This is a genomic window from Pseudomonas sp. AC169, from assembly GCF_979258515.1.
In genome coordinates, this window is sequence record NZ_OZ409866.1 from 880,029 (window position 1) to 900,282 (window position 20,254).

At 60.0% G+C, this 20,254-nt stretch carries 15 protein-coding genes; 7 read left to right on the forward strand and 8 right to left on the reverse strand.

All coding sequences use genetic code 11. The features are described 5' to 3' along the window. The first annotated feature begins 107 nt into the window (after nt 1-107). The 6 genes from ACZZ0G_RS03955 (at nt 108) to ACZZ0G_RS03980 (ending at nt 7,595) form a co-directional block, all read left to right on the forward strand. The gene (locus ACZZ0G_RS03955; protein ID WP_463555375.1) at nt 108-2,231 is read left to right on the forward strand and encodes a TonB-dependent receptor plug domain-containing protein; all 2,124 of its coding nucleotides are present in this window, start codon (nt 108-110) and stop codon (nt 2,229-2,231) included. 1 nt (nt 2,232) lies between these two features. After that, nucleotides 2,233-3,165: an ABC transporter substrate-binding protein gene (locus tag ACZZ0G_RS03960; RefSeq protein WP_463555376.1), complete on the forward strand. Its 933-nt coding sequence runs from the start codon at nt 2,233-2,235 to the stop codon at nt 3,163-3,165. Beyond that, nucleotides 3,162-5,066 (forward strand): ATP-binding protein, encoded by a 1,905-nt coding sequence (locus tag ACZZ0G_RS03965; protein ID WP_463555377.1) that lies wholly within the window; start codon nt 3,162-3,164, stop codon nt 5,064-5,066. The genes ACZZ0G_RS03960 and ACZZ0G_RS03965 overlap by 4 nt, the downstream gene beginning before the upstream one ends. A 247-nt stretch (nt 5,067-5,313) precedes the next feature. Beyond that, on the forward strand, nt 5,314-5,829 hold the full coding sequence (gene fabA / locus ACZZ0G_RS03970) for a 3-hydroxyacyl-[acyl-carrier-protein] dehydratase FabA (protein WP_003227150.1): 516 nt from the start codon (nt 5,314-5,316) through the stop codon (nt 5,827-5,829). Nucleotides 5,830-5,840: 11 nt separating this feature from the next. Beyond that, nucleotides 5,841-7,061: a beta-ketoacyl-ACP synthase I gene (fabB, locus tag ACZZ0G_RS03975; protein WP_034155815.1), complete on the forward strand. Its 1,221-nt coding sequence runs from the start codon at nt 5,841-5,843 to the stop codon at nt 7,059-7,061. A 345-nt stretch (nt 7,062-7,406) separates the two neighbouring features. Beyond that, nucleotides 7,407-7,595 (forward strand): hypothetical protein, encoded by a 189-nt coding sequence (locus tag ACZZ0G_RS03980; RefSeq protein ID WP_129395072.1) that lies wholly within the window; start codon nt 7,407-7,409, stop codon nt 7,593-7,595. 70 nt (nt 7,596-7,665) lie between these two features. Here the strand turns inward: ACZZ0G_RS03980 and ACZZ0G_RS03985 are convergent, their stop codons facing one another. From ACZZ0G_RS03985 to ACZZ0G_RS04020, 8 genes are all read right to left on the reverse strand, one after another. After that, nucleotides 7,666-8,208 (reverse strand): DUF2058 domain-containing protein, encoded by a 543-nt coding sequence (locus ACZZ0G_RS03985; RefSeq protein ID WP_016987455.1) that lies wholly within the window; start codon nt 8,206-8,208, stop codon nt 7,666-7,668. A gap of 25 nt (nt 8,209-8,233) precedes the next feature. Then, entirely contained in the window at nt 8,234-9,067 is an 834-nt protein-coding gene (mazG, locus tag ACZZ0G_RS03990; RefSeq protein ID WP_150706572.1) for a nucleoside triphosphate pyrophosphohydrolase, read from the reverse strand. A gap of 125 nt (nt 9,068-9,192) precedes the next feature. Continuing rightward, the gene (gene relA, locus ACZZ0G_RS03995) at nt 9,193-11,436 is read right to left on the reverse strand and encodes a GTP diphosphokinase (RefSeq protein WP_016987453.1); all 2,244 of its coding nucleotides are present in this window, start codon (nt 11,434-11,436) and stop codon (nt 9,193-9,195) included. Nucleotides 11,437-11,537: 101 nt separating this feature from the next. Next, nucleotides 11,538-12,914, reverse strand: coding sequence for a 23S rRNA (uracil(1939)-C(5))-methyltransferase RlmD (rlmD, locus tag ACZZ0G_RS04000; protein WP_463555378.1), 1,377 nt, complete (start codon nt 12,912-12,914; stop codon nt 11,538-11,540). Further along, nucleotides 12,914-13,816, reverse strand: coding sequence for a cysteine synthase CysM (gene cysM / locus ACZZ0G_RS04005; RefSeq protein ID WP_463558816.1), 903 nt, complete (start codon nt 13,814-13,816; stop codon nt 12,914-12,916). Before cysM ends, rlmD begins: the two co-directional genes overlap by 1 nt. 107 nt (nt 13,817-13,923) lie before the next feature. Further along, nucleotides 13,924-14,949 (reverse strand): PDDEXK nuclease domain-containing protein, encoded by a 1,026-nt coding sequence (locus ACZZ0G_RS04010; protein WP_463555379.1) that lies wholly within the window; start codon nt 14,947-14,949, stop codon nt 13,924-13,926. Between the two features lie 184 nt (nt 14,950-15,133). Continuing rightward, nucleotides 15,134-16,558, reverse strand: a complete 1,425-nt coding sequence (locus ACZZ0G_RS04015; protein WP_463555380.1) for a histidine kinase sensor domain-containing protein — start codon at nt 16,556-16,558, stop codon at nt 15,134-15,136. Further along, the gene (locus ACZZ0G_RS04020) at nt 16,545-17,267 is read right to left on the reverse strand and encodes a response regulator transcription factor (RefSeq protein ID WP_463395214.1); all 723 of its coding nucleotides are present in this window, start codon (nt 17,265-17,267) and stop codon (nt 16,545-16,547) included. The genes ACZZ0G_RS04015 and ACZZ0G_RS04020 overlap by 14 nt, the downstream gene beginning before the upstream one ends. A 219-nt stretch (nt 17,268-17,486) precedes the next feature. On the opposite strand from ACZZ0G_RS04020, the gene ACZZ0G_RS04025 reads away from it, so the two are divergent. Continuing rightward, complete coding sequence (locus ACZZ0G_RS04025; RefSeq protein ID WP_463558817.1) at nt 17,487-20,240, forward strand: response regulator; 2,754 nt, start codon at nt 17,487-17,489, stop codon at nt 20,238-20,240. The last annotated feature ends 14 nt before the right edge of the window (nt 20,241-20,254 follow it).

A 20,254-nucleotide genomic window follows, 5' to 3' on the forward strand; every position in this document is an offset into this window, starting at 1 on the left:
TGTAGGAAGAAGACCAATAAAACCTAGGAAAATGCCTGCAACGTGACTGGAAAAGTCGCGCCCCTCGGTTAACATGCGCGCCAATTCTTCGCTATCAAGGTTGTGTCGTGTCTTTTGGCTCTGCGTCCCCGCGTTCGTCTGTCTTACTGGCGCTGCTGTTCAGCCCGCTAGTGCTGGCGGACGACCTGTTCATGGACAACGAAGCACTGCCCCAGGTGCTGACCGCCACGCGTCTGAAACAGACGCCGGCGGAAGTGCCGGGAAGCATGACCGTACTCGACAGCGAACTGATCAACGCCAGCGGTGCCCGCGACATCAGCGAACTGCTGCGGCTGGTGCCGGGGATGATGGTCGGCAACATCAGCGGCAATCAGGCGGCGGTCAACTACCACGGCACCAACGCCAGCGAAGCACGGCGCATGCAGGTGCTGATCGACGGCCGCTCGGTGTACCGCGCCGGTTTGTCCACGGTGGACTGGAGCGATATTCCGGTGGCCATGGAAGACATCGAGCGTATCGAAGTCTTTCGCGGCCCGAACACCGTCAGTTACGGCGCCAACGCGCTGATGGCGGTGGTCAACATCATTACTCGTCATCCGGCGGACAGCCACGGCACTCGGTTGAAGTACACCCGTGGTCAGCGTGGCATCAATGATTTTTATGCCAGTCAGGGCACCGGCTGGAATGGCGGCGATCTGCGCCTGTCGTTGTCCGGCCAGGAAGATGATGGCTTTGACAGCGATCGCAGCGGCGCCGATTACCGTGACAGCCGCCGCTTGAATCGCTTCAGCCTCGCGGTCAGCCACACCCTCAGCGATAATCAGAGTCTCGACTGGCAGGTCAACGCAAAGGACGGGACAAACCAGCGGCCGTACACCTACCGTCCGGTGTTCTCCGGGATTACCGCCGCCGGGAACAATTCCGACGTGGTCGCCAAGGACTATGCCGGCTCGGTGCGCTGGAACCTCGACATCAACCCCGAACACAGCCTTTATATACAAGGCTCGGCGCAACACTGGGATCGTCAGCAGACCTGGCGCGCCTGCGATGCCGAGGTGTCGTTCAGCCCCGAGTTGACGCAACTGTGGCAACTCAACCCGAATTACACCGAACGCCTGGCGCGCAACATCACGCAGTTCACCGGCCCCGGCGCCGCGCCCGGAACACCGCAGGAAATGGCCCTGGCCAATCAGGTGCTCGATCAGTGGCGCAACGGTGCGAGTCGAACCCTGTGCGGCGACATCGACCAGAGCGCCCGGGAATCACGTTACGACCTCGAATTGCAGGACACCCTCAGCCTGTCCGATAGCCTGCGTCTGGTCAGCGGCATGAACTATCGTTACGACCGCGCTGACTCCGAGACCTACTTCAACGGCACGCTGGACGACACCACGTGGCGCGCGTTCGGCCAACTGGAATGGCGTGCCACCGAACACTGGCTGGTGCAGGGCGGTGCGATGTTCGAAAACACGCAACTGATCGGCAGTTCGCTGACCCCGCGATTCGCCGTCAATTACCTGATCAACCCGCGCCACGGCCTGCGTGCGGTGTACTCGGAAGCGATCCGCTCGCCGGACATGTTCGAGAACAACGTCAACTGGAGCTATCAGGTCAGCAATCTGCGCCCCTCGGCTTACGGCCAGTCCTCGGCGCGCTACTTCGTCAAGACCCGTGGTCCGGGCGATCTCGATCAGGAACACATGCGCTCGCGGGAGCTGGGCTACAACGGCTATTTCGCCGAACTCGGTCTGGCCCTCGATGTGAAGCTGTTCTACGACGAGATCACCGGAATGATCAGTGAACCGCTGCGCAATAACCAATACATCGCCAGCAACGCCAACAGCTCGCGGTTTCGTGGCACCGAAACCCAGCTCGACTGGCGCGTCAGCCTGGCCGATCGTTTGCGTTTCACTTACGCCTTTGTCGATGCCGAGGCGAGCAATCCGCTGGACCAGCAATTCACTTCACGTAACAGCGGTTCGGCCGGATGGCTGCGCGATTGGGGACATGGCTGGAACAGCGCCCTCTTCTATTACGGCGACAACGCCCTCAACGGTTACCGCTTCGAGCGCGTCGACACGCGCATCGCCAAACGCATCGCGCTGGGCAAAGCGCAGCTGCAATTGGCCGGCGTGCTGCAACAACGCCTCGACCATGAGCCGAGCACTTTCGTCGACAACAATTACGACGAACGCCGGGTGATGTATTTCAGCGCCGAGCTGGAGTTCTAGGATGCGCTACGGGCCGTCACGGAAGATGCCAACCCTTGGCCACTGGCTGGCGGGGTTCTGCCTGTTTCTGACCGCATGGCTGCACGGCGTGGCGGTGCAGGCCGCCGATATCCTGTTGACCGGTGCCGAGGAAAGCCCCGGCGTACAAGCGTTCGTGCAGGCGCTGAACGAACTGCGCCCGACCGACAACGTGCGTTTCCAGCCGCTGGCCAGTCTGCCGGCACCGGGAAAACTGCCCGCCGGGCTACGGCTGATTCTGCTCGATCTGCCGAGTCTCGACTGGCGTCTGCAAGAATCTCAAGGCCCGGCAACGCTGGTGCTGCGCATCAGTCGCCTGCAAGCCCGCCAGCGCCTGGGCACTGCGCAACCGGCGCACCTGAGCTTGCTCTGGAGTGATCCGCCGCTGAGCCGACAGTTGCAGTTGATCCGCCGTATTCTGCCCCAGGCCCGACGGATCGGCGTGTTGTTCGATGAGCACAGCGAATTCCTCCTCAAAGAGCTGAATCTCGTTGCCGCGCCGTTGAATCTGCAAATCGTCAGCCAGCGCTGGGACAACACCCACGACAGCCGCCCGTTGCAAACCGTGCTGAAAAACAGCGACGTATTGCTGGGTCTCGACGATCCCGATCTGTACAACCCGAAAACCGTAAAAAACCTGTTGCTCAGCAGCTACTCACGGCAAGTCGCGCTGGTCGGCCCCAACGTTGCGTTCGTCCGCGCCGGCAGCCTGGCCAGCAGTTACAGCGACCAGAACGACTGGCTGGCAATCCTCGATCAACTACTCGACCAACCGCCGACCAGTTGGCCGCGAGCGCTCTATCCCGCACGTTTTAAAGTCTCAAGTAATCCGCAGGTCGCTCGTTCACTGGGTATCGAACCGCTGAATGACGCCTCTGTCGCCAGCGCGCTGGCAGAAGGAGAACGCCGCCCATGAGTTTTCGTCGCCGTTGGGACATCAACACCCGCACCCAGCTGATCAGCCTGGGCCCGGCGCTGTTGCTGACCTTGCTGTTGATCAGCTTCTTTACCTTTGTGCGCATTCAGGATTTGCGCCAGGAGCTGAACCACACCGGCCAACTGATCGCCAACCAACTGGCGCCGGCCACCGAATACGGGGTGATTTCCGGCAACAACGAAGTTTTGGAGAGCCTGCTCAAAGCCACACTGGCCACGCCCAACGTGCGTTTTCTTGAAGTACAGGACAGCGCCAACCGGATTCTGGTTTACGTCGAACAACCCGCCGCCGCGCACAGTCGGCCACATCAGGTCGAAGTGTTTCAGGCACCGGTGCGCCTGCAACGCATCGCCCTGCACAATGATTTTTTCCAGGACGGCAAGGTCAGCAACGGTGCGGCCAATGAGGATTATCTGGGTCGGGTGATTGTTGGCCTGTCCAACGACGCCTTTAGCCAGCGTCAGCAGGAAATCCTGCTCAAGGCCGCGATTCTCGCGCTGTTCGCCCTGCTCTTCACCTTTGTCGTAGCACGGCGCCTGGCCGGCAGCCTGTCGCAACCAATCCGCGACATTGGTGACGCGGTCAAAGCGATTCAGGACGGCGACTACAAAACCCCGTTGCCGATTGTCGACGACACCGAACTGGGCGCGCTGTCGCAGCACATCAACAACCTCGCTCAGGCTCTGGAGCAAGCCAGTCGTGAGCAGCACCAAGCCATGGCGCAACTGATCCAGACCCGAGAAGAGGCGGAGAAAGCCAACAACGCCAAATCCGACTTTCTGGCGATGATGAGCCATGAACTGCGCACGCCCATGAACGGTGTACTGGGCATGCTGCAACTGCTGGAAACCACCGAGATGACCGAGGAGCAGGTCGAATACGCCGCCCTAGCCTCGGAGTCCACCGAGCACTTGCTGAAAGTCATCAACGATATTCTCGACTTCTCTCGCATTGAGCGCTCGGAGCTGGAACTGGAGCACATCCCGTTCAACCTTGCCGAACTGATCGGCGCCTGCGCCCAGTCGTTCCAGCACAGCGCGGTGCAGCGAGGGCTGGCGCTGAATCTGCGGATCCCGGACGACATGCGCGGTTTGCAAGTGCAGGGCGATCCGACGCGGATCCGACAAATTCTGGTCAACCTGGTCGGCAATGCGCTGAAGTTCACTGAACAGGGCCGGGTCAGCATTGAGGCGCAGTGGCAGTCGCTGGATCACGAACTGTTGTGGTTCACCTGTTCGGTGCGTGACAGCGGCATCGGTATTTCTTCTGAAAGTCTGGAGTTGATGTTCAACGCTTTCCAGCAGGCCGACAGTTCGATCTCACGACGTTACGGCGGCACCGGTCTCGGTCTGCCGATCGCCCGAACACTGGCCGAACGCATGGGCGGCACTTTGCGCGCGCAGAGCGAGGAAGGTCGCGGTTCGGTGTTCACTCTGGAAATTCCACTGGCACTTTATAAGCAGGCGCTGCCGCCATTGGCCGCGCCAGGTGTGCTGAACGGCAACAGCCATGGTGAAGGACGCAATGTCTTGCTGGTGGAAGACAATCCGGTGAACCAGACGGTTATCGAAGCGATGCTGCGCAGTCTGGGCTTTACTGTCAGTGTCGCCACCGATGGCGCACAAGCGGTACGCAGTGCCGAGGGCGGTGACTTTGAAGTGATTCTGATGGATTGCCGTTTGCCGATTATCGATGGCTATGAGGCCACCCGGCAGATTCGGCGCCTGCCCGGACGCAGCGACGTGCCGATCATCGCGCTGACCGCCAATGCCTTGCAGGGCGACCGCGAAACCTGTTTGTCGGCGGGCATGAACGATTATCTGGCGAAGCCGTTCAAACGTAATGATCTGCAGCAGATTCTGCAGCGCTGGGTGTCGTAGTGTGGGCCTTTCGACCATCTGCGACTGGCGTGAAAAGCGAAAGTGCGGCAGTCTTAGGCACCCGAACGAGCCTCAAAAGGGGCTTGAATAAAAATTTCAGTGCACAAGTGTACATTCATGTCCTTGGTGCTGTGACTTTCACCACAACGCAATAGTCTATGAGTAGGCTGCCGGTTCGAGGCATGAACGCTTCGAACGGTCGGGAAGATTTGCCCCACCTGCCGCATGGGATTATTGAGGAGCTCGCATGACCAAACAAAACGCCTTTACTCGGGAAGATTTGCTGCGCTGCAGTCGCGGTGAGCTGTTCGGCCCAGGTAACGCGCAACTGCCCGCCCCGAACATGCTGATGGTTGATCGCATCACTTTGATCAGCGAAGAAGGCGGCAAGTACGGCAAAGGTGAATTGGTCGCCGAGCTGGATATCAACCCTGACCTGTGGTTCTTCGCCTGCCACTTCGAAGGCGATCCGGTGATGCCGGGCTGCCTGGGTCTGGATGCCATGTGGCAACTGGTCGGCTTCTTCCTGGGCTGGCAAGGCCTGCCGGGCCGTGGCCGTGCGCTGGGTTCGGGCGAAGTGAAGTTCTTCGGTCAGGTACTGCCGACCGCCAAGAAAGTCACCTACAACATTCATATCAAACGCGTCCTCAAGGGCAAGCTGAACCTGGCCATTGCCGATGGTTCGGTGACTGTCGACGGTCGCGAAATCTACACCGCCGAAGGCCTTCGCGTCGGCGTGTTCACCTCCACTGACAACTTCTAAGGGTTATTCGCATGCGCCGCGTCGTTATCACTGGTCTGGGCATCGTTTCGTGCCTGGGCAATGACAAAGAGACCGTCTCCGCTAACCTGCGTGCAAGCCGCCCTGGCATCCGGTTCAACCCGGAATATGCTGAAATGGGTCTGCGTAGCCAGGTTTCCGGCTCCATCGACCTCAACCTTGAAGAGCTGATCGATCGCAAGATCTATCGCTTTGTCGGCCACGCAGCGGCTTACGCCTACCTGGCCATGAAAGACGCCATTGCTGACTCCGGCCTGACCGAAGAGCAAGTGTCCAACCCGCGTACCGGCCTGGTGGCTGGCTCCGGTGGTGCTTCCACGCTTAACCAGATGGAAGCGCTGGACATCCTGCGCGAGAAAGGCGTGAAGCGCGTTGGCCCATACCGTGTCACGCGGACCATGAGCAGCACCGTTTCCGCTTGCCTGGCCACGCCATTCAAGATCAAGGGCCTGAACTACTCCATCGCTTCTGCCTGCGCCACCAGTGCTCACTGCATCGGTACCGCCATGGAACAGATCCAGATGGGCAAGCAGGACATCGTCTTCGCCGGTGGCGGTGAAGAAGAGCACTGGAGCCAGTCGTTCCTGTTCGACGCCATGGGCGCTCTGTCCAGCAAGCGTAACGACACCCCGGAACAGGCTTCCCGTGCCTACGACGCCGACCGTGACGGTTTCGTCATCGCCGGCGGTGGTGGCATGGTCGTGGTTGAAGAGCTGGAACACGCTCTGGCCCGTGGCGCGAAGATCTACGCGGAAATCGTTGGCTACGGCGCGACCTCCGACGGTTACGACATGGTTGCCCCGAGTGGCGAAGGCGCGATCCGCTGCATGCAGATGGCGATGTCCACCGTTGATACGCCGATCGACTACCTGAACACCCACGGCACCTCGACTCCGGTCGGCGACGTCGCGGAAATGAAAGGTGTGCGTGAAGTGTTCGGCGACAAGGCTCCAGCGATCAGCTCGACCAAGAGCCTGTCCGGTCACTCCCTGGGCGCCGCCGGCGTTCACGAAGCGATCTACTGCATGCTGATGATGGAAGGCAACTTCATTGCCGGTTCCGCCAACATCGACGAGCTGGACCCGGAAGTGGCCGATCTGCCGGTGCTGACCAAGACCCGCGAGAACGCCACCATCAACACCGTGATGAGCAACAGCTTCGGCTTCGGCGGCACCAACGCCACGCTGGTGCTGAAGCGCTGGGAAGGCAAGTAATTCCCCGCTGCTGAGCCACACATGAAAACGCCCCGACTGGTTCGGGGCGTTTTTTTTGCCTTCAGAAATTAGCCGGGAAACTACCGGTCCGTGTTGTTGATCGTTCCCACGCGGAGCGTGGGAACGATCAAAGACAGGGATCCAGAGCGCTCTGGAGATGAAACTTCTGTCATGAAACTTTGCGCCCTGCGACCGAATGTCGCGGATTACGCGGGCTGCAGCACTGTTGCAAAAAACGCAACAACACCTTGCACAAATCAGCCGTTTACTTAGCAGGCTAACAAATCCTATAACAGAGTCCTGCACACGCCTTGCTGCAGATAACTTGAGATTTGGAGCTAGCAGATGACTGTAAAAGTAACTGAACGCGACGATTCACACATGTCCCACGAAGGCGTAGCCGCCGGTATCCGCATCTGGGATGTGCATCAACAAGACTTGCTGGTCGGCATGTTCCACAACGAGATCGATGCCCACAACTACAAGGCCGAACTCGAAGTGCAAGAACAACAGCGCGACACCCGCTCCTCCTGATTCAACCACAGCATTGAAAACGACAAACCCCGCCATGAGCGGGGTTTGTCGTTGTTACGGCTTTATCGATTTACCACATCAGATCATCAGGGATTTGATACGCCGCATACGGATCGTCCTCGGTGCTGACCTCTTCGGTCTGCACGTTGAGCTGGACGATACGCTGTGGATCGCGCTCCTGGATCTTCAGGGCCGCTTCACGCGGAATCACTTCGTAGCCGCCGGCATGGTGCACGATCGCCAGCGAACCGCTGCTGAGCTTGTTGCGCATCAGCGTGTTGACCGAGATGCGCTTGACCTTCTTGTCGTCGACGAAGTTGTAGTAGTCCTCGGTGGTCAGCTTCGGCAGACGCGAGACTTCGATCAACTGCTTGACCTGCGCCGCACGCGCCTTGGCCTCGGCTTTCTCTTTCTGCTGACGGTTCAGCTCCTGGTCGCGCTTTACCTTCTCGGCCATGGCTTCCTGGGCGGCACGCTGCTGCGAGTCATCCAGTTCGATCTGGCCTTTGTGGGCCAGACGCTGCTGCTTCTGCTTGTCCTTGCTGACCTGCTTGGCCTGCTTTTGGTTGACCAGGCCTGCTTTGAGCAACTGGTCGCGAAGGGAAATACTCATGGGACTTACTCACTTGGGCAGTTGCTCAGCCGCAGCCGGGCACATTCTTTTCCTGACGTTTGGCTTCACCCCACAGGGCGTCCAACTCTTCGAGGGTGCAATCTTCTATGGGACGGTGTGTATCGCGCAATGCCTGTTCGATAAATCGGAAACGTCTTTCGAACTTGCCGTTGGCACCACGCAATGCGGTTTCCGGATCGACCTTCAGATGCCGGGCCAGATTGACCACGGAAAACAGCAGGTCGCCGATTTCGTCAGCCACGGCGACGGGATCGTTTTCCGACATGGCTTCGAGGACTTCATCGAGCTCTTCGCGCACCTTGTCGAGCACCGGCAAGGCGTCCGGCCAGTCGAAACCGACCTGCCCTGCGCGCTTCTGCAACTTGGCCGAACGCGACAAGGCCGGCAACGTTGCCGGCACATCGTCGAGCAGTGACAGTTGCTCGGGTGCGGCGGATTTCTCGGCGCGCTCTTCAGCCTTGATTTCTTCCCAGCGCTGCTTGACCTGTTCTTCGCTCAAGCGCGGCACATCCAGCGGTGCGTAGAGATCACCGGTGGGGAACACATGAGGGTGACGACGGATCAGTTTGCGGGTGATGCTGTCGATCACCCCGGCGAATTCGAAGCGCCCTTCTTCCTTGGCCAACTGGCTGTAATACACCACTTGGAACAGCAGATCGCCGAGTTCACCCTGCAAGTGATCGAAGTCGCCGCGTTCGATGGCGTCGGCCACTTCGTAGGCTTCTTCGAGGGTGTGCGGGACGATGGTCGCGTAGGTTTGCTTGATGTCCCACGGGCAACCGAACTGCGGATCGCGCAGGCGGTTCATCAGGTGGAGCAGGTCTTCAAGGCTGTACATCATTTATCTCTCACCACAAAACCATTGTGCGAGCGAGCCTGCTCGCGAAAGCGGTGTGTCTGCAACATTGTTGTCGACTGACACGCCCTCTTCGCGAGCAGGCTCGCTCCCACAGAGAAGCCACATCACGGAGTACGGTTACGCCGCGTTTCGATGATGTTCGGCAACTGCGATATGCGCCCGAGCAACCGCCCCAGTGCATCCAGACCCGGGATCTCGATGGTCAGGGACATCAGCGCGGTGTTGTCTTCCTTGTTCGAGCGGGTGTTGACCGCCAGCACGTTGATGCGCTCGTTGAGCAGCACTTGCGAGACGTCACGCAGCAGACCGGAACGGTCGTAGGCACGGATGACAATGTCCACCGGATAGGTGAGCACCGGCACCGGGCCCCAGCTGACCTGGATGATTCGCTCCGGCTCACGCCCGCCCAGTTGCAGCACCGAAGCGCAGTCCTGACGGTGAATGCTCACGCCACGGCCCTGAGTGATGTAACCGACGATCGCATCGCCCGGCAGCGGCTGGCAGCAGCCGGCCATCTGTGTCATCAGGTTGCCGACGCCCTGAATCTGAATGTCGCCACGCTTGCCCGGTTTGTAGCCGGTGGCTTTGCGTGGAATCAGTTCCAGCTGCTCGTTACCGCGCTCCGGCTCGACCAGTTGCTGCGCCAGGTTGACCAGTTGCGCCAGACGCAAGTCGCCGGCACCGAGGGCGGCGAACATGTCTTCGGCGGTTTTCATGTTGGCCTTGTCGGCCAGCTTGTCGAAGTCCACCGCTGGCAGGCCGAGGCGCGTCAGTTCGCGCTCGATCAGGGTTTTACCGGCGGCAACGTTCTGGTCGCGCGCCTGCAATTTGAACCAGTGAACGATCTTCGCCCGCGCCCGTGAGGTGGTGACGTAACCGAGGTTGGAGTTCAGCCAGTCGCGGCTCGGCGTGCCGTGCTTGCTGGTGATGATCTCGACCTGCTCACCGGTCTGCAGGCTGTAGTTGAGCGGAACGATGCGCCCGTTGATCTTGGCGCCACGGCAGTTGTGGCCGATCTCGGTGTGCACGCGGTAAGCGAAGTCCAGCGGCGTCGCGCCTTTCGGCAAATCGATGGCATGACCGTCAGGGGTAAAGATGTAGACCCGGTCCGGCTCGATATCGACACGCAGCTGTTCAGCCAGACCACCGATATCGCCCAGCTCTTCGTGCCACTCGAGAACCTGACGCAGCCAGGAGATTTTCTCTTCGTAGTGGTTCGAGCCGGATTTGACGTCGGTGCCTTTGTAGCGCCAGTGCGCGCAGACGCCGAGTTCGGCTTCTTCGTGCATCGAATGCGTACGGATTTGCACTTCGAGGACTTTGCCTTCGGGGCCGATCACCGCGGTGTGCAGCGAGCGGTAGCCGTTCTCTTTCGGGTTGGCAATGTAGTCGTCGAATTCTTTCGGGATGTGCCGCCACAAGGTGTGGACGATACCCAGCGCGGTGTAGCAGTCGCGCATCTCCGGCACCAGCACGCGCACCGCACGCACGTCGTAGATCTGGCTGAATTCCAGACCCTTGCGCTGCATTTTGCGCCAGATCGAATAGATGTGTTTGGCCCGGCCGCTGATGTCGGCGTCAACGCCGGTGGCCTGCAATTCGTCCTTGAGCTGGGTCATCACGTCGGCGATGAAACGCTCGCGATCAAGCCGCCGCTCGTGGAGCAACTTGGCGATCTGTTTGTATTGATCCGGCTCGAGATAGCGGAAGGACAAGTCCTCCAGTTCCCATTTGATATGACCGATGCCCAGACGATGCGCGAGCGGCGCATAGATGTCGAAGACTTCGCGGGCGACACGGTTACGCTTTTCGTCGTCGGCGGTTTTCACCGCACGGATCGCGCAGGTACGTTCGGCCAGTTTGATCAGCGCAACACGCACGTCGTCGACCATCGCCACGAGCATCTTGCGCAGGTTTTCCACCTGCCCTTGCGTGCCCATGACCATCGACTGACGCGGGCTGAGACTGGCGCTGATGGCGGCCATGCGCTGCACGCCGTCGATCAGCTTGGCCACCACCGGGCCGAAGCGCTGGCCGATGGCCGCGAGCTCGATCTGGCCCTCGCGTACGCCGCGATACAAGACCGCCGCGACCAGCGAATCCTGATCGAGCTTGAGGTCGGCGAGAATCTCGGCGATCTCCAGGCCAGTACTGAAACTGCCGGAGCCTTCGGCCCACAGATTCTTTTTGGCATTGGACTGTTGTTCGGCCTCGCGAGCGAACTCGCAGGCTTCTTTCAAGGCTTCGCGATCCAGTGCCAGATCGACACTGACCGCGTGATCGAGCCAAGCCTCGAGATTGATACTGCCGTCAGTGTTGATCGGCTGGTGTGCTCTCACCTGTACCATCTTGCTTTACCTTCCCTACGACGCAGATTCAATGCGTCAAATCGCTGATCCTTGTTGCTCGTTTGCGCTCGCGGGGCTAAAGCGAGCGCTGTGCGGACAGATCAGACGGATTCAGACGAGCCATCCTGGCTCGCTTCAAATAACGCCATGGCCTCGACATGTGCCGTCTGAGGAAACATATCGAGAATCCCGGCACGTTTTAACCGGTAGCCCTGCTTGATCAATTCGACCGTGTCGCGCGCCAGAGTTGCAGGGTTGCACGACACATACACCAACCGTTTGGCACCCAGGGTCGCCAGCTTGCGAACCACCTCGAAAGCACCGTCACGCGGTGGGTCCAAGAGTACCGCAGAAAAGCCGTTGCCGATCCACTGAGCATGGCTCAAAGGCTGCGATAAATCGGCTTGAAAAAACTTTGTGTTATGCAAATTGTTACTGGCGGCGTTGGCTTCGGCGCGATCGACCATGGTCTGCACGCCTTCGACCGCCACCACCTCACGCACGCTTTTGGCCAGCGGCAAGGCGAAGTTGCCCAGGCCGCAAAACAGATCCAGCACGCGTTCATCGCGACCCGGTTTCAGCCAGTCCAGTGCCTGCGCCACCATTGCCTCGTTGACGCCGGCGTTGACCTGGATAAAGTCACCCGGCCGGTACGCCAGATCCAGATCCCACTGCTCCAGACGATAGCCCAGCGCTTGCGAGGCATCGACCGGATGCGGTTCACCTTCGCCATGCAGCCACAGTTGCGCTTCATGGAACTGGCAGAAGTCCTTCAGGATGTTCAGATCCGCTTCGGATAGCGGCGCCATGTGTCGTAGTAACACCGCCAGTGACGAGCCACTGAACAACTCGACGTGACCCAACGCTTGCGGCTTGCTCAAACGACGAAGCATCTCCGGTAAACGGGTCATGATCGGTTGCAAGGGCTGTACCAGCACCGGGCATTCGCTGATCGCGACAATGTCCTGACTGCCGGCGGCACGGAAACCGACTTCAAGCTTCTTCGCTTTCATGTCCCAGCGCACCGCGATCCGGGCGCGACGGCGATAGCCGAATTCGGGACCGGTCAGCGGCGCTGCCCACTCTTGAGGTTCGACACCGGCGACGCGCGACAATTGCTCGGCGAGCATGCGCTGTTTCAGGGCAAGCTGTTCGCTGTGGGGCAAATGCTGAACGCTGCAACCGCCGCAGCGGCCAGCGTGCTGACACGGTGCCGGGCGACGCAGTTCGCTGGCCTTGAACACGCGCTCGGTGCGCGCCTCGACCACTTTGCCGTGGGCGCCGAGCACCCGCGCTTCGACCTCTTCACCGGCAAGGGCGCCGAGGACGAACCAGGTTTTGCCTTCGAAAAACGCGATACCGCGACCGTCATTGGCCAGGCGCTCGATGTTCAAGCGCTGTTTTTTGCCGGTCGGGATTTGCGCGGCCTTGCTACCGCCGGTGGGCTGGAAGCGCAGGCCTCTCTCGTGCTTGGCCATCAGTTGGGCGCGTCGAAAATGCCGGTCGACAGATATCGGTCGCCACGGTCGCAGATGATCGCGACGATCACCGCGTTTTCAAGTTCTTGGGACAGGCGCAGCATCGCTGCCACCGCACCGCCCGAGGACACGCCGCAGAAGATGCCTTCTTCGCGGGCCAGACGGCGGGTCACGTCCTCGGCTTCGCTTTGCGCCATGTCGACGATGCGATCAACGCGATCAGCCTGATAAATTTTCGGCAGGTATTCCTGCGGCCAGCGGCGGATACCCGGAATGGCCGAGCCTTCCATCGGCTGCAAACCGACGATCTGCACGTTGTCGCTCTGCTCTTTCAAGTAGCGCGAAACGCCCATGATGGTGCCGGTGGTGCCCATCGAACTGACGAAATGGGTGATGGTGCCCTGGGTCTGACGCCAGATTTCCGGGCCGGTGGTGGTGTAATGCGCTTCAGGATTGTCGCCATTGGCGAACTGATCGAGCACCTTGCCACGGCCTTCGGCCTCCATACGCTGGGCGAGGTCGCGGGCGCCTTCCATGCCCTCTTCCTGGCTGACCAGAATCAGCTCGGCGCCGTACGCGGTCATCGCCGCTTTACGCTCGGCGCTGGAGTTGTCGGGCATGATCAGGATCATCTTGTAACCCTTGATCGCGGCCGCCATGGCCAGCGCAATCCCGGTGTTACCCGAGGTCGCTTCGATCAGCGTATCGCCGACATGGATCTGCCCGCGCAACTCGGCACGGGTGATCATCGACAGCGCCGGACGGTCCTTGACCGAACCCGCCGGGTTGTTCCCTTCGAGCTTGAGCAATAGGGTGTTGCTGGTGGCACCGGGCAGGCGCTGCAAACGCACCAGCGGAGTGTTGCCGACGCAATCGGCGATGGTTGGGTACTGCAGGGTCATGGCGTATTCGCAATCCAGACGTGCGGGGGCGCCTATCATACCGGCAAACCCGCGCAGGCCATATCACGCAAAGTGCGGTGCTTATGGTTTATGGGAATAAGCAGCGGTTAGTCGCTATTTTCTGCTGGCGCCGTATCCATTGCATAAAACTCATGCAGCTTGGCCTGCAGCAATTGCTTATCCGGCAGACAGGTTTGATATTCCGCTATCAATGCGGGCGAAAGACTGCGATTGAGAGCGTACTCGACGACCTCATCTTCCTTGCTTGCACACAGCAGGACTCCGATGGCCGGACTTTCGTGAGGCTTGCGGACATTGCGATCCAGCGCCTCCAGATAGAAATTCAGCTTGCCGAGGTATTCCGGCTCAAAACGGCCGACCTTGAGTTCAATGGCTACAAGGCAGTTGAGCCCTCGGTGGAAGAACAGAAGGTCGAGAGAGAAATCCCGACCGCCTACCTGCAACGGATATTCGGAACCGACAAAGCAGAAGTCGCGACCAAGTTCGATCAGGAATTCCTTGAGGCGAGATAGCAGGCCTTGGTGCAGATCGGTTTCAGAATGAGCGCCGGGCAGATCGAGAAATTCGACCATGTAGGAATCGCGGAATATCTCGAGAGCTTCGGGATGATTTTGTTTCAGTGCGGCGGAGGCTTTTGCAGGATCGGTGACGCTTCGTTCAAACAAAGCAGACTTGAATTGGCGTTCCAATTCGCGCTTCGACCACTGTTCCTGAACGGCCATTCGCAGGTAGAACCCACGCTCTTCCGGGTGTTTGCTTTGGCTCAAAATGATCATGTTATGAGTCCACGGCAATTGTCTCACCAGTGGTGAGACAATTGGATCGTCCCGATAGGTTTCATAAAACTGACGCATTCGGAACAGATTTGGTCGGGTGAAACCACGCAAGCCCGGTTGGGTATACGCCAGATGTGCGGCCAGTTGAGTTATGACCGAATCGCCCCACTCCGCCTGCTCAATCTTACGACTGATATGCGCCCCCACCTGCCAATAAAGCTCAATCAGCTGTGTATTGACCGCTTGCATGGCCTTATGTCTGGAACTGTGAATCAGCGCGAGCACTTCGTTGAAACGTTCGCCATCCGGGCTGCCAGTAAGTCTGGATACAGTCATGCGCAATTCCTTGGAGATCAGGTGAAGCACGAGCCTAACCCCTTCAGGAAGCTTGAAATGACCGCCGATGCAGCTTGGGAAATGTCGTACAAAAAAAGGCGAGCGCTCCCGCAAAACCGGAGGATTGGCCACCCGAATGGACTACATCGCGAGCAGGCTCACTCCTACAGGAGATCTGTGTTGTTCACACAATCTGCGGCGAACCGAGTTCCAATGCGGGAGCGAGCCTGCTCGCGAAGGCGTCAGTCGGCGCGACACCGTCATCCGCCACCAACCGCAGATTCAACCGCAACCCCGCCCCGCCATTCTCCGCCCAAATACTTCCGCCCTGACGCTGCACGGCATTGCGCGCGATGCTCAGCCCCAAGCCAAAACCACCGTCGCCGGGCCGCGAGCCGTCGAGGCGGGTGAACGGCGAGAAGATCCGTTCCAGATCCCCTTCCGCTACGCCGCCGCCCTGATCTTCCAGCCACAGATGCCAGAAATCGCCATCGCGCCGTCCATCAAGACGCACAATCCCGCCCGCAGGCGAATGCCGAATCGCGTTGCGCAAAATGTTCTCCAGCGCCTGCGCCAGCGTATTCAGGTTGCCACGCACCCAGCACGAGGCCTCGACCGAACACTGCAATTGCAGACTCGGCCAGCCGCTTTCATAACAGGCGTTATCGGTGAGCATTTCCCACAAGGCCTGAATCTGAATGGCTTCATCCGGCAGCGGGGTGCGATCGGTGTCGAGCCAGGCCAGTTGCAACGTGTCTTCAACCAGCCGTTGCATGCCGTCGACTTCACGACCGATGCGTTCGCGCAATTGCGGCAAACCCTGTTCGCTTTCGCTGGCAACGCGCAGCCGGCTCAACGGTGTGCGCAACTCGTGTGACAGATCCCGTAGAAGTTGCTGTTGCAAAGCGACGGTGGATTGCAGGCGTTCGGACATCGAGTCGAACGCCCTGGCCAGCTCACCGAGTTCATCCGGGCGCTGGGTGATGCCGCTCGACAGCCGCACATTCAATTGATCGGCGCGCCAGGCATTGGCCTGTTCGCGCAGGTTGTTCAGTGGCACGACCAGCAAGCGATACAGACCGACACACAGCAATAACGTGAACAGACCGGGAATCACGCCGTTGGTGATGACGCGCCAGAACACGCGATATTTGCCTGGCAGGAAACGCTCGGGCAATTCGATCACCAGACTGCCGGCACTCGGTTCTTTGGGAAAAGGAATGCGCAGCCACGGCCGACCCTGTTTGTGAATCGGCCAGTCGAGGCCGCGCAGGAAGGTCAGGCGCTGCAACTCCTGATCATTGAGCGGATCATTGCCCAGCGACTGCAAATTGCCGCCGATAACACCGACCCAACTGGCTTCACGCAATTCCATGCTCTGCAACCAGTCATCGACCCCGCTGCGGCCGCCGCGCTGCCAGGCCTGCTCCGCTTGCGCGGCATAGCGGCTGAGGGTGCCGTGCGCTTCGTCGGAGAGGAACTGATTGCGCTCCTCCATATAACGGCCCCACGACCAGCTCAGCCAGATCATCAGCAGACAGAACGCGACCAGCAAAAACGCCAGTTTCCAGAACAGCGAATGCCGCCCCGGCACTTCAGAGCGTTTCATCAGCCGCGCTCAGAACGTAACCCTTGCCCCAGACGGTGCGCACTTCACGCTCGGTGTAACCGATGGCTTTGAGTTTGCGGCGGATCTGGCTGATGTGCATGTCGAGACTGCGGTCGTGGGCCGCGTAGCCGCGCTGCAGAACGTGTTGATAAAGGAAGGCTTTGCTCAGCACTTCCTCATCGTTGCGATTGAGGGTTTCGAGCAAGCGGAATTCACTGCGGGTCAACCCGGCAGCTTGTTCGCGAAAAAACACATCGCACTGCTCATCGTCGAAACGCAACGTACCGACCGCCACTGGCGCCGCCAGCGATGCCGGGCGCCGATCCAGCGCGACCCGGCGCAGGATCGCTTCGATGCGCACATGCAACTCGGCCATGCTGAACGGCTTGGGCAAATAGTCGTCAGCACCGAGACGGAAACCGCTGATGCGATCCGCCTCGGCGCCGAGGGCTGACATCAGCAGCACCGGCGTCGAATGGCTCTGGCGCAATTGCGTCAACACATTCAAACCATCCATGCCCGGCAGCAGGATATCCATCAGCACCACGTCGAACGGCTGGCGTTTGGCGATGCTCAGACCTTCCTGGCCATTCTGGCACCAGGTCACCTGAAAGCCGCTGCGCCCCAGATGTTCGTGAACATAGGCACCAAGGACAGGATCGTCTTCGATGGAAAGAATGCGTGGCTGGCCGACGGAAACAGGAGTCATGAGTATCTGCAAGTAATTCTCAGTTGAGCGCGATTATTCAAGATTGTCGGACAGCGGGCAACACAAGGCTGCCCTTTCTGACAAACGAGCACCGGCGCCCCGACCCACCCTGAGCACATTTTTCCGGAGATTGCCTGCGAGCAAATCGCTACACTGCGCCCATGTCGCGTGCCGGATGCACGCATGAGTCAACAGATCAGCGGGATGCAGGAGATAGGCGTGCTCAAGAAACTGGGAATCAAAGGTCGCGTGTTGTTACTGACCTTGTTGCCGACCAGCCTGATGGCGCTGGTGCTGGGTGGATATTTCACCTGGACGCAGCAGTCCGACTTGCAAAGCCAATTGATGCAGCGTGGCGAAATGATCGCCGAGCAATTGGCGCCGCTGGTGGCACCCGCCATGGGCCACGGCAACAGCGAACTGCTGGAGCGCATCGCCACTCAGTCTCTTGAACAACCGGACGTGCGCGCGGTGACCTTCCTCGCCCCGGATCGCTCGCCGCTGGCGCATGCTGGCCCGACCATGCTCAATCAGGCGCCCAGCGGCGACAGCGCGCATTTGCAACGGCGCAGCGGCAATGACGCGACGCGTTACCTGATGCCGGTGTTTGGCAAGCATCGCAACCTCGCTGGCGAACTGATCCCGCAAGAGTCCGACCGTTTGCTTGGCTGGGTCGAACTGGAGCTGTCACACAACGGCATGCTGCTGCGCGGTTATCGCAGTCTGTTTGCCAGTCTGCTGTTGATCGCCGCCGGTCTGGCGGGCGCGGCGCTGCTGGCATTGCGCATGGGCCGCACCATCAACCGTCCGCTGAGCCAGATCAAACAAGCTGTCGCGCAGCTCAAGGATGGTCACCTGGAAACGCGTCTGCCGCCGCTCGGCAGTCAAGAGCTGGATGAACTGGCCTCCGGCATCAACCGCATGGCCGGCACCCTGCAAAACGCTCGCGAAGAATTGCAGCACAGTGTCGATCAGGCCACCGAAGACGTCCGGCAGAATCTGGAAACCATCGAAATCCAGAACATCGAACTGGATCTGGCGCGCAAAGAAGCGTTGGAGGCCAGCCGGATCAAATCCGAATTCCTCGCCAACATGAGTCACGAAATCCGCACGCCGCTCAACGGCATTCTCGGTTTCACGCATTTGTTGCAGAAAAGCGAACTGACCCCGCGCCAGCTCGATTATCTGGGCACCATCGAAAAGTCCGCCGACAGCTTGCTGGGGATCATCAACGAGATCCTCGACTTCTCGAAAATCGAGGCCGGCAAACTGGTGCTCGACCATATTCCGTTCAACCTGCGCGACCTGCTGCAGGACACCCTGACTATCCTTGCCCCCGCCGCGCATGCCAAGCAGCTGGAACTGGTCAGTCTGGTCTATCGCGATACGCCGCTGTCGCTGGTCGGTGATCCGCTACGTCTGAAACAGATCCTCACCAATCTGGTCAGCAACGCCATCAAATTCACCCGCGAAGGCACCATCGTCGCCCGCGCGATGCTTGAAGATGAGCAGGAAGACAGCGTGCAACTGCGCATCAGCATTCAGGACACCGGTATCGGCCTGTCGAATCAGGACGTGCGCGCGTTGTTCCAGGCGTTCAGCCAGGCCGACAATTCGCTGTCGCGCCAGCCCGGTGGCACCGGTCTGGGGCTGGTGATTTCCAAACGCCTGATCGAACAGATGGGCGGCGAAATCGGCGTCGACAGCACACCGGGCGAAGGCTCGGAATTCTGGATCAGCCTGAGCCTGCCGAAAACCCGCGACGACGCCGAAGACTTGCCGGCCGCGCCATTGCTCGGGCGCCGCGTGGCGGTGCTGGAGAATCACGAACTGGCGCGGCAGGCCTTGCAGCATCAACTGGAAGACTGTGGCCTCGATGTCACACCGTTCAACACTCTTGAAACCTTGACCAATGGCGTTACCGGCGCGCACCAGACCGATCAGGCGATTGATCTGGCGGTGATCGGCATCACCAGCAACGACATGCTGCCCGAGCGTTTGAATCAGCACATCTGGGACCTCGAACACCTCGGCTGCAAAGTGCTGGTGCTGTGCCCGACCACCGAACAGACGCTGTTCCATTTGTCGGTGCCGAACCCGCACAGTCAGTTGCAAGCGAAACCGGCCTGCACACGCAAATTGCGCCGTGCGCTGGCCGATCTGGTCAACCCGCGCCAGCCGCGCAATGAACCGGGCGAACCGCTGTCCAGCCGGGCGCCGAAAGTGCTCTGCGTCGACGACAACCCGGCCAACCTGCTGCTGGTGCAAACCCTGCTCGAAGACATGGGCGCCAAGGTACTTGCGGTGGAAAGTGGCTACGCGGCGGTCAAAGCGGTGCAGAGCGAGTCTTTCGATCTGGTGCTGATGGACGTGCAGATGCCGGGCATGGACGGCCGCCAGAGCACCGAAACCATTCGCCAGTGGGAAAGCGAGCGGCATTGCACGCCGCTGCCGATCGTCGCCCTCACCGCCCACGCCATGGCCAACGAAAAACGCGCGCTGCTGCAAAGTGGCATGGACGACTACCTGACCAAACCGATCAGCGAGCGGCAACTGGCGCAAGTGGTGCTGAAATGGACCGGCCTGGCCTTGCGCAATCAAGGGCCAGAGCGGGTCAGCGACAGTGCTGCGGGCAACCATGAGCTGCCGGTGCTCGATCACGAGGAAGGTTTGCGCCTGGCCGCCGGCAAAGCGGATCTGGCGGCGGACATGCTGGCCATGCTGCTCGCCTCACTGGAAGCCGACCGCGAAGCCATTCGCACCGCCCGCGAGAGCCACGACCAGAATGCCTTGCTCGAACGCGTGCATCGCTTGCATGGCGCGACGCGTTACTGCGGCGTGCCGCAATTGCGCGCAGCCTGCCAGCGCAGTGAAACCCTGCTCAAACAGGACGACCCGAAAGCGGCGCTGGCGCTGGATGAACTGGAACGGGCGATCAACCGCTTGGCCGCGCAAGCGAAGATCAGCGCCTGATCCACGGCAATGCC